Origin of the sequence: Faecalibacterium sp. BIOML-A1 (assembly GCF_009679715.1) — a bacterium.
GTDB lineage: Bacteria > Bacillota > Clostridia > Oscillospirales > Ruminococcaceae > Faecalibacterium > Faecalibacterium taiwanense.
In genome coordinates, this window is sequence record NZ_WKZJ01000011.1 from 76,460 (window position 1) to 89,509 (window position 13,050).

8 protein-coding genes and 3 pseudogenes are annotated in these 13,050 nt (G+C 55.0%); all 11 read left to right on the forward strand.

The annotated features are described in order from the left end of the window. Nucleotides 1-35 precede the first annotated feature (35 nt). Nucleotides 36-128 (forward strand): annotated as a pseudogene (locus GKG36_RS15045) (Maff2 family protein); the annotation flags it as partial. Between the two features lie 103 nt (nucleotides 129-231). Beyond that, on the forward strand, nucleotides 232-1,095 hold the full coding sequence (locus tag GKG36_RS11790; RefSeq protein WP_154260879.1) for a VirB6/TrbL-like conjugal transfer protein, CD1112 family: 864 nt from the start codon (nucleotides 232-234) through the stop codon (nucleotides 1,093-1,095). Between the two features lie 15 nt (nucleotides 1,096-1,110). Next, nucleotides 1,111-1,536, forward strand: a complete 426-nt coding sequence (locus GKG36_RS11795) for a PrgI family protein (protein ID WP_154260881.1) — start codon at nucleotides 1,111-1,113, stop codon at nucleotides 1,534-1,536. Then, the gene (locus GKG36_RS11800) at nucleotides 1,463-3,865 is read left to right on the forward strand and encodes a VirB4-like conjugal transfer ATPase, CD1110 family (protein WP_154260883.1); all 2,403 of its coding nucleotides are present in this window, start codon (nucleotides 1,463-1,465) and stop codon (nucleotides 3,863-3,865) included. The genes GKG36_RS11795 and GKG36_RS11800 overlap by 74 nt, the downstream gene beginning before the upstream one ends. Beyond that, complete coding sequence (gene dcm, locus GKG36_RS11805; protein WP_154260885.1) at nucleotides 3,862-4,758, forward strand: DNA (cytosine-5-)-methyltransferase; 897 nt, start codon at nucleotides 3,862-3,864, stop codon at nucleotides 4,756-4,758. Before GKG36_RS11800 ends, dcm begins: the two co-directional genes overlap by 4 nt. After that, on the forward strand, nucleotides 4,755-6,740 hold the full coding sequence (locus GKG36_RS11810) for a C40 family peptidase (RefSeq protein WP_154260887.1): 1,986 nt from the start codon (nucleotides 4,755-4,757) through the stop codon (nucleotides 6,738-6,740). The genes dcm and GKG36_RS11810 overlap by 4 nt, the downstream gene beginning before the upstream one ends. 18 nt (nucleotides 6,741-6,758) lie before the next feature. Continuing rightward, entirely contained in the window at nucleotides 6,759-7,010 is a 252-nt protein-coding gene (locus GKG36_RS11815; protein WP_005942334.1) for a DUF4315 family protein, read from the forward strand. After that, entirely contained in the window at nucleotides 7,000-7,722 is a 723-nt protein-coding gene (locus GKG36_RS11820; RefSeq protein ID WP_154260889.1) for a DUF4366 domain-containing protein, read from the forward strand. The genes GKG36_RS11815 and GKG36_RS11820 overlap by 11 nt, the downstream gene beginning before the upstream one ends. Beyond that, entirely contained in the window at nucleotides 7,719-9,797 is a 2,079-nt protein-coding gene (locus tag GKG36_RS11825; RefSeq protein WP_154260891.1) for a DNA topoisomerase 3, read from the forward strand. Before GKG36_RS11820 ends, GKG36_RS11825 begins: the two co-directional genes overlap by 4 nt. Before the next feature lie 111 nt (nucleotides 9,798-9,908). Continuing rightward, nucleotides 9,909-12,425, forward strand: a pseudogene (locus tag GKG36_RS11830) (YodL domain-containing protein); the annotation flags it as partial. A gap of 21 nt (nucleotides 12,426-12,446) precedes the next feature. After that, nucleotides 12,447-12,752: pseudogene (locus GKG36_RS11835) on the forward strand (hypothetical protein); the annotation flags it as partial. Nucleotides 12,753-13,050: the final 298 nt, after the last annotated feature.

Below are 13,050 nucleotides of genomic sequence, written 5' to 3' on the forward strand. Positions count from 1 at the left end.
TTACACTTCTATTGCTTCTTTATCACACATCAATAAAGAGCCAGGGCGTGAAGCAGCTGGTCGCGGGCGGCGGCGTTGCCCTGATCGGCGTGACCCTTGTCCCGCTGCTGTCCGGGCTGCTGGGCTAAGTCCTGCATCGCTGCCCACAATTTTCCGAACAACGAACACTTAAAATCCTACTCCGCGCTCTCCCTCTCACATGGGAGGGCGCGGGAAAGGAGGTATCTTTGCTTGATTAGTGAGATCATCGAGAAATGGATAAAAGGCATTTTGATAGATGGCATCACGGGCAACCTCTCCGGCCTGTTCGATAACGTGAACGCCAAGGTGGGCGAAATCGCTTCGGATGTCGGCTCTACCCCGCAGGCGTGGAACAGCGGCATTTTCAATATGCTGCGTAGTCTTTCCGAAACGGTGGTGCTGCCCATTGCAGCGGCTATCCTTGCCCTTGTGATGTGCCATGAGCTTATCCAGATGATTACCGAAAAGAACAATATGCACGACTTTGACACCTCCATGTTCTTCCGCTGGATTTTCAAGTCTGCTTTTGCCATCCTCATTGTCAGCAACACATGGAATATCGTTATGGGTGTGTTCGATGCCACCCAGAGCGTTGTCAACCAAAGTTCCGGCGTTATCATCGGTGAAACATCCATCCACTTTGACCGCCTGATACCCGGACTGGAATTTCAGCTGGAAAGCATGACCATTGGCAGTCTGCTCAGCCTGTGGTTCCAGACCCTTGTGGTGGGCCTGACCATGAACATCCTGTCCATCTGTATTTTCCTTGTGACCTACGGCCGCATGATTGAGATTTACGTTGTGACCGCACTGGGGCCTATCCCGCTTGCCACCATGGGCAGCAGCGAGTGGCGCAGCACCGGGCAGAACTACTTGAAGTCTTTGCTGGCACTGGGTTTCCAAGCGTTCCTGATTATGATTGTCGTGGGCATCTACGCGGTGCTGATACGCAACATTTCGGGCGCGGCGGACATTGCCGGGGCTATCTGGGGCTGCATGGGCTACACCGTGCTGCTCTGCTTCTGTCTATTCAAGACTGGGAGCATCAGCAAATCCGTGTTTGGTACCCATTGAGAAAGGAGCGTTTGAATGGCGTATGTGACCGTTCCCAAAGATTTGACCCATGTAAAATCCAAAGTCTTATTCGGGCTGACCAAGCGGCAGCTGGTCTGCTTCGGCGGTGCGCTCCTCACGGGCGGGCCGCTTTATTTTTTGGCCCGGAACTATCTTTCCAACAGTGCAGCGGCCCTGCTGATGATTTTTGCCATGCTGCCGGGACTGCTGTTCGCTCTGTTCGAGCGGCACGGCCAGCCCCTTGAAGTGGTGATTCAGCAAATGATTCAGTGCTGTTTCCTGCGCCCCAAGGAAAGGCCGTATCAGACCAACAATGCTTACGCCGCCCTTGTGCGGCAATACCAAATGGAACAGGAGGTAAAGGCCATTGTCCAGAAAAACGATACCCCGCGAAACCGAAAAGCCCAAAAAACTCACCCGCGCCCAGAAAAAAGAAATTGATGCCGTTATCCGCAAGTACAAGGGCGACGGCAAGCCCCGCACGGCACAGGCTACCATCCCGTATGAGGCCATCTACCCGGACGGTGTGTGCCGCATTGAACGATGCACATTCTCCAAGTGCATTGCCTTTGAGGACATCAGTTATCAGCTGGCCCAGCCGGAAACAAGAACTGCCATCTTTGAACACCTGTGCGACCTCTACAACTATGTGGATGCCTCCATCCATGTGCAGCTTTCGTTTTTGAATCGCAAGGTTGACCCGGTGCAGTACGCAAAAAGTTTTGAGATCACACCGCGGGGAGACGATTTTGACGACATCCGCGCCGAGTACACCGCCATCCTGCAAAAGCAGCTTGCCAGCGGAAACAACGGCATTGTGAAAACCAAGTACCTGACGTTTACCATTGAGGCCGACAGCCTGAAAACAGCACGGGCACGGCTGACCCGCATTGGCCTTGACCTGCTGGGCTATTTCAAGACTATGGGCTGTGTGGCACACGTCATGGACGGGCAGGAGCGTTTGGAAGTTCTGCACGGCATCTTCCACCCGGACGGAGAACCGTTCCGTTTTGACTGGGACTGGCTGGCACCCTCCGGCCTGTCCACCAAGGATTTTGTGGCTCCATCCTCCCTCTGCTTCGGCACGGCCAAGACCTTTGGGTTGGGCGGCAAGTATGGAGCGGTGAGTTTTTTACAAATCCTTGCGCCGGAACTTTCGGACGAAATGCTGGCCGACTTCCTCAAAACGGAAAGCGGCATTCTCGTCAATCTCCATGTGCAGGCCATTGACCAGACCGAGGCCATCAAAACCATCAAACGGAAAATCACAGACCTTGATGCTATGAAGATTCAGGAACAGAAAAAGGCTGTCCGTTCCGGGTACGACATGGATATCCTCCCCAGCGACCTTGCCACCTACGGCGAGGATGCCAAAAAGCTGCTGAACAAATTGCAGACCCGGAACGAACGGCTTTTCATGCTGACTTTTTTAGTGCTGAATGTGGCCGACACCAAGCAAAAGCTGGGCAACGATGTGTTCCAAGCCGCAGGTGTGGCCCAGAAGTACAACTGCTCTCTTGTCCGGCTGGACTACCAGCAGGAACAGGGCCTTGTGTCCAGCCTGCCGCTGGGCATCAACCAGATAAAGATTCAGCGCAGCCTTACCACCTCCAACGTGGCGGTGTTCGTGCCCTTTGTGACGCAGGAGCTTTTCCAGAGCGGCGCGGCCATGTACTACGGCATCAACGCAAAATCCCACAACATGATCATGCTGGACCGCAAGCAGGCCCGGTGTCCCAACGGCCTAAAGCTGGGTACGCCCGGCAGCGGCAAATCCATGAGCTGCAAGTCTGAAATCGTCAGTGTGTTTTTAACGACTGCTGACGATATTTTTATTTCAGACCCAGAAGCCGAGTATTATCCGCTGGTCAAGCGGCTGCATGGGCAGGTCATCAAACTTTCGCCCACCAGCAAGGACTATGTGAATCCTCTGGACATCAACCTCAACTACTCCGAGGATGATAGTCCGCTTGCCCTGAAATCGGATTTTGTGCTGTCGTTCTGTGAGCTGGTCATGGGCGGTAAAACAGGTCTGGAAGCGATTGAGCGCACCGTGATAGACCGTGCCGTGAAAGCCATCTACCGCCCCTATCTGGCGAGCCCCTGCCCGGAGAATATGCCCATCCTCTCCGATTTGCACCAAGCCCTGCTCGACCAACACTTGCCGGAAGCGGACCGGGTAGCGCAGGCATTGGACCTGTATGTGTCCGGCTCGCTGAACGTGTTTAACCACAAAACGAATGTGGACATCCACAACCGGCTTGTGGCCTTTGACATCAAAGAGTTAGGAAAACAGTTAAAAAAATTGGGGATGCTCATTATCCAAGACCAGATATGGGGCCGCGTCACCCAGAACCGCAGCCAAGGCCGGGCCACATGGTATTTTGCAGACGAGTTCCACCTTTTGCTGAAAGAGGAACAGACCGCCGCGTACAGTGCCGAGATTTGGAAGCGCTTCCGCAAATGGGGCGGCGTGCCCACAGGTGCCACCCAAAATGTGAAGGACCTTCTTTCTTCCCCGGAGATTGAGAACATTCTGGAAAACAGCGACTTCATCACGCTGCTGAATCAGGCATCCGGCGACCGCAAAATCCTTTCGGAACGGCTGAACCTCTCCGCAGACCAGCAGAAGTACATCGACAATTCGGAACCGGGCGAAGGACTGCTGATTTTTGAAAACGTGGTGCTTCCGTTTTCCAACCCCATCCCGAAAAACACACAGCTCTATAAGATCATGACCACCCGGCTCAGCGAGGTGGTGGAGCTATGAGCTTAACACATTTCAGCTTGTTTTCCGGCATCGGCGGCATCGACCTTGCCGCGGAAGCAGCGGGGTTTACCTCTGTCTGTCAATGCGAGTGGGCGGCATTTCCCGCCGCTGTGCTGGCAAGCCACTGGCCGGAAGTGCCCCGTTTTCAGGACATCACCACTGTAACAAAGGAGGCTTTCTTTGAAAAAACAGGACTTCGCACCGTCACCCTCATTTCAGGTGGCTTCCCGTGCCAGCCGTTCTCCACCGCAGGGCGGCAGCGCGGCTTCCACGATGAACGCTACCTGTGGCCCGAAATGCTGCGGGTCATCCGGGAATTGCAGCCCCGTTGGGTGCTTGGAGAAAATGTTGCTGGCTTCCTCCGTATGGGGCTCGACAAAACGCTCATTGACTTGGAGCAGGCAGGTTACGATGTTCGGGTTTTCGTATTACCTGCTGCTGCCGTTGGCGCGTGGCACGAACGGAAACGGGTATTCATCATCGGCTCCGCTGCTTCCCACACCCCTTGCCAGCGACACCGGGGATGTGGGCAAGGGGTTGGACATCCAAATCTCTGCGAACGGCAGCTATCGCAAGATGAACAAGGATGGCAAAGCATGGACGGCGCGGCTTTCCCATGTGGTCTACCGGATGACCCCCACCACGCTGGAAAAGCCCTACCTCAACCCGGACTGGGTAGAGTGGCTGATGGGTTTCCCGCGCAAATGGACGGACATTCCCTTTGGGCCGAAGAACCCGCCGACATCCCGCGCCTGACCGAAGAGGTGCCGAACCGCAGCAAGCGGATGAAAACACTGGGCAATGCAGTTTCGCCGCCGCAGGTGTTCCCGATTCTCAAATACATTGCGGACATTGAAACGGGCCGCTGTCCGATGGGAGGTGAAGAACCTTGAAAGAATTGCAGGCAAAAGCCAAAGTCACCCAGACCATGACCCGTGACGGTCTGGTGGTAGAAAATCAGGCTGACGGCACTGTGGAGAATGTTTCCTGCCGGGAAGCGGAACAGGATTATTCCACGGATGCCGAGGGCAAGGCCGAAAAAATTCTGGAACGGGCCGAGGACATCAAGGACGGGCATAAAAATAAAAAGAAAGCGAAAAAGGCAGCAGAAACAGCGGCCACCGCCAAAAGTGAAGATGGTCTGCACCGTTCCGCTGCCCGTTTGGAATTGACCGAGGACGAACGGGCAGACCCGGAGTTGCAGCCGTACATCCACAAGGCGGAAGCAAAGGCCGACAAGCTGGATGCGGCCCGCGCCGCTCTGCCGAAGAAGCGTGTCCCGGTCAAGGAAAAAGTTTACGATGCAGCCAGCGGCAAGGCAAAATCCACCCTGCGGTTTGAGCAGCAGGACAAAGGCCCGCCCAGCCTGAAACCAAACCCGGCCAGCCGCCCGCTATCGGAAGCGTTGCTGTTCGCTCACGGAAAAATCCACGAGGTCGAACACGAAAATGTGGGCGTGGAGGGCGGCCACAAGGGTGAAGAACTGGTGGAGCATCAGACCGCCAAGGTCATCCGCAGCGGCATCCGGCACCACAAGATGAAACCCTACAAGGCCGTGGAAAAGGCAGAGCGTCAGCTCATGTCTGCCAATGCAGAATACTTTTACCAGAAATCCTTGCGGGACAATCCGCAAATCGCACAGGCGGCCAGCAACCCCATTTCCCGGATGTGGCAGAAACGGCGTATCAAACAGCAGTATGCCAAAGCTGCACGGCAGGCCGGACAAGCCGCCGCGCAGGGTGCAGCCGCCACCGCAGAGAACGGTTTCCGGGTAACGAAGCTGGCGGCCGAGGGCGGCGAACGGGTAGCCGAATTTGCGGCCCGGAACTGGAAAACCATTCTGATCGTGGCGGTGTTCGGTCTGCTGGCTCTGCTCTTGATAACGGGTTTGCAGTCCTGCACCGTGATGGCGGGCACAGCAGGAACCGGCGTGACGGCATCCTCTTACTTTTCCAAGGACAAGGATATGCTGGGTGCAGAGAAAGCCTACGCCAAGCTGGAACAAAAACTGCAACGGTATCTCGACACCTACGAGGCCACCCACAACTACGATGAATACCATTTTTATCTGGACGAAATCGAGCATGACCCCTATGTGCTGATTTCGATTTTGTCCGCGCTCCATGATGGCGTTTTTACATTGGCCGAGGTTCAGGGCGAACTTGAAATGCTCTTTGAAAAGCAGTACATCCTGACCGAGACCGTGACCATGCAGATACGTTACCGCACAAAAATGATGGTCATTATTGGCCCGTATGGTGTGCCGCAGGTTATCACCTATCAAGAGCCGTATGAATACTACATCTGCACGGTCAAGCTGAAGAACAAGGATTTATCCCACCTGCCCGTGGAAGTACTGACCGAAGAACAGCTTAGTGCCTATTCGCTCTATATGCGCACGCTGGGCAACCGGCCGGATTTGTTCGGGCAGGCACAGTACCCCAATGCGTCCACCATCAAGCAGCCCACCTACTACGATGTTCCCCCGGAAGCTCTCAAAGATGATAAGTTCGCTGCCATGATGGAGGAAGCAACCAAGTACATTGGCTACCCGTATGTGTGGGGCGGCAGTTCGCCCAGCACCAGCTTTGATTGCAGCGGCTACATTTCGTGGGTTCTGAATCACTCCGGCTGGAACGTGGGCCGTCAGACCGCGCAGGGCCTTTACAACCTCTGCACTCCTGTTTCGGCGGTGCAAGTCAAACCGGGCGACCTTGTGTTTTTCAAGGGCACCTACGATACCCCCGGCGTGAGCCATTGCGGAATCTATGTGGGCAATTCCATCATGCTGCACTGCGGCGACCCTATCTCTTACACAAACCTCAACTCAAAATATTGGCAGGAACATTTTTACAGCTATGGGCGTTTACCGTGACGCCAGAAAGGATTTTGTATGGCAAAAAGACTTTCCCGCATTGAGCGCGATATTGAACGGCTCAAAGAAAAAATCTCTGAATACCAGCAGCAGTTGAAAGAACTGGAAGCTGCAAAGACTGAACAGGAAAACTTGCAGATCATTCAGCTGGTGCGCAGCATGAACATGAAGCCGGACGAGTTCGCGGCCTTCCTGCGCAGTGGTGCGCTGAATGCTGCACCCACCGCCACACCGTACCACAAACAGGAGGATGCCGCCGATGAAACCTGATTGTAACTACCGTTTTGCTGCCGGATTGCTGGCCATCCTGCTCTGCCTCTGCTCCTTTTCCATGCCCGCTTTTGCAAGCGGCTCTGACCCTGCCCCGGAACCTCTGCCGGAAATTATCGAAGAAAAACCCACTACGGGCGGCATGGAGCCGGAGGGCGTGTCCATCACGCCCAAAGGCAACGCAACACTGGTGGATGATTTTTACGGCGACAAGCAGCTTATCACCGTGACCACCAAAGCCGGGAATTATTTTTACATCCTGATTGACCGCGCCAACGAGGACAAGGAAACTTCTGTCCACTTTCTGAACCAAGTGGACGATGCCGACTTGCTGGCCCTTCTGGATGAAGAACCGCAGGAAGCCGAAATCTGCACCTGCACCGTGAAATGTGAGGCCGGGAACGTCAATGAAAACTGCCCCTTGTGTGAAAAGAGCCTGCGGAACTGCACGGCCCCGGAAGCGGCGAAAAACGACATCGAAACGCCGGAGGAAAAACCCAAGTCCAGCATGGGCAGTCTGATAATCCTGCTGGTGCTGGCTCTGGCTGGCGGCGGCGCAGCACTCTATTATTTCAAGTTCCGCAAGCCCAAGGCCGATACCACCGGGCACGATGATCTGGACGAATACGATTTTGGCGAGGACGAGGATGCAGACGAGGAACCGGCTGAAATCGAAATTCATTCAGAGGACGGACAGGAGGATGAAACATGAGTTTTCAGCTGGTGATCGCCGAAAAGCCCAGTGTGGCCCGTAGCATCGCCGCCGTGATCGGGGCAAGCGAAAAACAAACCGGCTACTGGCAGGGTGGCGGGTATCTGGTCAGCTGGTGCATCGGGCATCTGGTGTCCTTTGCCGAGGCGGGCCAGTACGATGAAAAATACTGTAAGTGGCGGTATGAGGATTTGCCCATCCTGCCCCAGCCGTGGCAGTTCATCGTGCCGGACGAGAAGAAACAGCAGTTTGAAGTTCTGCGTGCCCTGCTCAACCGCCCCGATGTGGACAGTGTGACCGCCGCGACCGATGCAGGCCGGGAGGGAGAACTGATTTTCCGTTTCGTCTACCAAATGGCCGACTGCACGAAACCCGTAAAGCGGCTCTGGATTTCCAGCATGGAGGATGCCGCCATCCGGGAGGGCTTTGCAAACCTGCGCCCGGATTCGGATTATGATGCTCTGTATCAATCGGCCCTCTGCCGTGCAAAGGCGGATTGGCTAGTGGGCATCAATGCAACACGGCTGTTTTCGGTGCTGTATCACAAAACCCTGACGGTAGGCCGGGTGCAGACCCCGACACTGAAAATGCTGGTGGACCGGGATGCAAAAATCCTGCGCTTCCAGAAAGAAAAGTATTACACGGTCGGCATCCAGTCCAGCAGCCTGAAAGCGGACAGTGCGCGCATTTCGGATGCAGAAACCGCAAAATCTCTCAAAGAAAAATGCACCGGTGCAACTGCCGTCTGTGCTTCTGTCAAACGAGAGAAAAAGACGGAACAGCCACCCAAACTCTATGACCTGACCACCTTGCAGCGGGAGGCAAACCGCCTGTTCGGATTTACGGCAAAGCAGACCCTTGATTATGCCCAGCAACTTTACGAGAAGAGACTGCTGACCTATCCCCGCACGGACAGCCAATATCTGACCGAGGACATGGGCCAGACAGCACAACATCTTGTGTCTGACCTGCTGGAGCTGCTGCCCTTTGCCCAAGAGCTTGACTTGACCCCGGAAGTGGGCCGGATTCTGAACAGCAAAAAGGTATCGGACCACCACGCCATCCTTCCCACGGCCGAATTTGTAAAACAGGGCTTCACCGGCCTTGCGGAAAGTGAGTGCAAGCTGATGAACCTTGTCTGCTCCAAACTGCTCTGTGCGGTGGCCGCACCCCACAAGTACGAAACAGTGACCGCCGTGTTCTCCTGTGCAGGGAACGAGTTCACCGCCAAGGGAAAAACGGTGCTTGTCCCCGGATGGAAAGAGATCGACCAACGGTTCCGCTCCACCATGAAAGCAGACGGCGAAGAAGAAACGGAAGCCCTGAACACCCTGCCGGAACTGGCCGAGGGGCAGAGTTTCCGCGTAACTTCTACCGTATCGGAACACTTCACATCCCCGCCGAAAGCCTACACCGAAGATACGCTCCTGTCAGCAATGGAGCGGGCCGGGGCCGAGGATATGCCGGAGGAAGCGGAACGCAAGGGGCTGGGTACTCCGGCCACCCGTGCGGCGATTCTGGAAAAGCTGGTGCAAATGGGCTTTGTGCAGCGCAAGGGCAAACAGCTTGTCCCCACCAAGGACGGCATCAATCTGGCGGTGGTTCTGCCGGAAAGCCTGACCTCTCCCGTCCTGACCGCCGAATGGGAAAATCGCCTGACCGAGATTGCCAAGGGCAATGCAGACGCGGACGAGTTCATGGCCGAAATTGAAGCGCAGGTGCGCCAGCTGGTCAAGACCTATTCTTGTATCAGTGCAGATAAGCAAAACCTGTTCCAGTCGGAACGGGTTATTATCGGCAAGTGTCCCCGGTGCAGTGAAAACGTCTATGAGGGCAAGAAAAACTTCTACTGCGGGAATCGTAGCTGTCAGTTCGTGATGTGGAAGAATGACCGCTTCTTTGAGCAGCGCAAAAAGGCGTTCACACCGAAGATTGCCGCTGCTCTGCTCAAAAACGGTAAGGCAAAGGTCAAGGGCCTCTACTCCGAGAAAACAGGCAAAACCTATGATGCAACGGTGCTTCTGGCAGATACGGGAGACAAGTACGTCAATTACCGGGTAGAGCGCAAAGAGTAAGGCAAAAATACGAGGGCCGGTTATGGTAAGGTGAAGCATTCATTTTGCCATAACCGGCTCTCTCTATCCGTAGGATAGCAAAACAAAGGAGTTTACATCATGGAGCAGAAAGTTATTCCCATTATCCTGAACGGCAAGGACAGCGCAGAACGGATGAAAGAAATCACGGACCGGCTGGAAACAGGCATTCAGCAGTTGTTCGACAGCGACCGCTACAAAGCCTACCTCACCACGATGGCAAAATTTCATAATTACAGCTTCAACAATACCTTGCTGATTGCCATGCAGGGCGGACAGCTGGTGGCGGGCTTCAACAAGTGGAAAGACACGTTCCACCGCACCGTAAAGAAAGGCGAAAAAGGCATCAAAATTCTGGCCCCTGCGCCGTACAAGGTCAAGCAGAAAACGGAAAAGCGGGACGAACAGGGTAAGCCGATTCTGGACAAGGACGGCAAGCCGCTGACGGAAGAAAAGACGGTGCAGATTCCGGCCTTTAAGGTGGTGTCTGTGTTCGATGTCAGCCAGACCGAGGGCGAACCGCTGCCATCTATCGCAGTGAATGAACTGTCCGGCAGCGTGCAGGACTATCAAGATTTTTTCAAGGCGTTGGAGCAGGCTTCCTCGGTGCCCATCGGGTTTGAGGACATCGAGGGCGGGGCGCACGGCTACTTTCATCTGCTCGACAACCGCATTGCCATTCAAGAGGGCATGAGCCAGCTGCAAACCATCAAGACGGCCATCCATGAGATTGCCCATGCTAAGCTGCACGCCATCGACCCAGACGACTCGGAACAGGCCAACCGCCCGGACAGCCGCACCCGCGAGGTGCAGGCCGAAAGTGTGGCCTATGCCGTCTGCCAGCACTATGGGCTGGACACGTCCGAGTATTCCTTTGGCTATGTGGCCGGGTGGAGTTCCGGCCGGGAACTGGCCGAACTGAAAGCCTCTCTGGAAATTATCCGCAGCGCAGCCCATGAACTGATCTCTGCGCTGGACGAACATCTGGCAGAACTGCGCCAGCAGCGGGAAGCAGACCTTTCCGCTGCGCAGGAGGCCGCATTTGCATTGGACAACGGCAGCATCCTGTTCATCCAGACCTGTGATTCCGGCTATGACTACACCCTGTATGGCCCGGACAACAAGGCTCTGGATGGCGGGCAGCTGGACGCGCCCGGTCTGACCTTGGCGGATTCCGGGCAGGAAGCACTTAATCTGCTGGGGCAGACGGCCGCAGTGTCGGAAGTTATTCTGGGTGATAAGCTGGCGGCATTCCAAGAGGCGGCGGAAAAGGCCAACGAAATTCCCGCACCCGTTAAAATTCCAGACCCCGCCGCAGAACCTACGGTCACAATTCTTTGGAGTGAAAGTGACAAGTTGCAGGACGGCGAAATCATGCCGCTGTCCGTGGCAAACCGCGTCTTTGAAGAACTGGACACCGCCCAGCACACGGACCGGGAAAAGGACTGCTACACGGGCGGCTGGTACGACAAGACCGCATTCCGTATTGATTTTACCCTGAACGGCCAGCCCGACAACTACGAGGGACGGCAGGATTTTGGTGATGGAGAGGGTTCTTTGGTTCAGCATATCCAGAACTACCACGAATACTACGCCAAGGACGAGAACTGGAAAAATTTTGTGCTGCACAACAAAGGCCCGGAAGCGTGGGAACAAGACAAGGCAGAGCGGGAAATGGTGCTGACCGAGTTTATCCCGTACCTCAAACAGCATTGCAACCTTTCCGCTATGGAGCAGACGGCTACCGCCGCTTTGCGGGAGGAACAGAACATTTCGCCGGAACAGGCTGCCTATTACAACACTGTTGTGGCCTATGTGCAGGACTGCCGCCCGCTGCTTAACCAAGGCCAGTATAACTTGCCGGAACCGCCCAAGCTGGCTGACTTTGACCAGAGCTTACAGGATTACAAGGCACAGGTGCAGGCAGAGATCGCGCAGGAAGCGGCCGCTGCTGGAATGACAGTAGAGGAATACGCAGCGGCAGGCTTTGAAGCACCGCAGCAGGACAGCTTTTCCATCTACCAGCTGCGCAATGAGGATTCCACCCGCGATTACCGTTTTGAGCCCTACGACCGCCTGCAGGCTGCCGGTTTGACCGTGGACAAGGCCAACTATACGGAAGTATACGCCGCGCCGCTGACTGCTGGCACTACGTTGGAGGACATCTACCGCACATTCAATGTGGACTATCCGGCAGATTTCAAGGGACACTCGCTGTCTGTTTCGGATGTGGTGGTGCTGCACCAGAACGGCCAAGATACCGCCCACTACTGCGACAGTGTGGGCTTCCAGCAGGTGCCGGAGTTCTTTCGGGAAAATCCGCTGCGCACCGCAGAGCTTTCCACCGAACAGAACGAAAACATGATTGACGGCGTGCTGAACAATGCGCCCTCTCTGGGCGAATTGGAGGCAAAAGCAAAGGCCGGAGAACAAATTTCTCTGACGGACCTTGCCGCCGCAGTCAAGGCCGAAGAAAAGGCACCAAAAGCCAAGAAGTCCCACACGGCCAAGCCGAAAAAGCAATCCATCCGGGCACAGCTGGATGCCGCAAAAAAGGAGCAGAGCAAGCAAACGCCGCCACGGGAAAAGACAAAGGAATTGGAGGTATAAGCCGTGCAAAAATTTGAAAATATGGATGTGATCGCTGCGCTGGAAGCCATTATGCACCAGAACACCGCATACTATCAGAGCGATTTTGCCTATGACATCAAGATGCTGCGGGAGGCCGCCCGCAGCGACCAGCCGGAAGATAAGCTGCTGTTGTGGTTGTCCCGGCCTTCTGGAACATTCTGCTTCCGGGAACGGGACGTGCTGCTCAAAGACACGCAAGCCTACAACACATGGAAATTCTGCGGCGAACAGACCCATGACAGGATTCTTGCCTATGCGGTGGAGCTGACCGGCACAGCCAATGGAACATTGCAAGGCAATCTGTATGCAGAAAAGGTCAACGGTGTATGGGAGCAGCGGCTCCGCATTCACTACAACTGCGTGGGCACCATCGAGATTCCAAGCGCACTTCCTTTACCGACACCCGATGTGTCGGTGAATACAAGAAAAGGCGTAGTTGTGAACTACGCCCCCTGTGATGTCGCTATTTAGCAAATAAAAAATGACGAATGTTCTTTGACAGCTAAATGCTGTAAGAACATTCGTCATGGTGCAGTAAAGCAATCCAAATCCGAACCATTTTCCTTTGATGCGGCTTGGGCCGCTTCCTCAAACGTGATGGTCT

What these genes read in the sequence shown, in the direction of transcription:
- GKG36_RS11795 (WP_154260881.1), top strand. Translation starts at nt 1,111, where the DNA reads ATGGCGTATGTGACCGTTCCCAAAGATTTGACCCATGTAAAATCCAAA.
- dcm (WP_154260885.1), top strand. Translation starts at nt 3,862, where the DNA reads ATGAGCTTAACACATTTCAGCTTGTTTTCCGGCATCGGCGGCATCGAC.
- GKG36_RS11815 (WP_005942334.1), top strand. Translation starts at nt 6,759, where the DNA reads ATGGCAAAAAGACTTTCCCGCATTGAGCGCGATATTGAACGGCTCAAA.
- GKG36_RS11820 (WP_154260889.1), top strand. Translation starts at nt 7,000, where the DNA reads ATGAAACCTGATTGTAACTACCGTTTTGCTGCCGGATTGCTGGCCATC.
- GKG36_RS11825 (WP_154260891.1), top strand. Translation starts at nt 7,719, where the DNA reads ATGAGTTTTCAGCTGGTGATCGCCGAAAAGCCCAGTGTGGCCCGTAGC.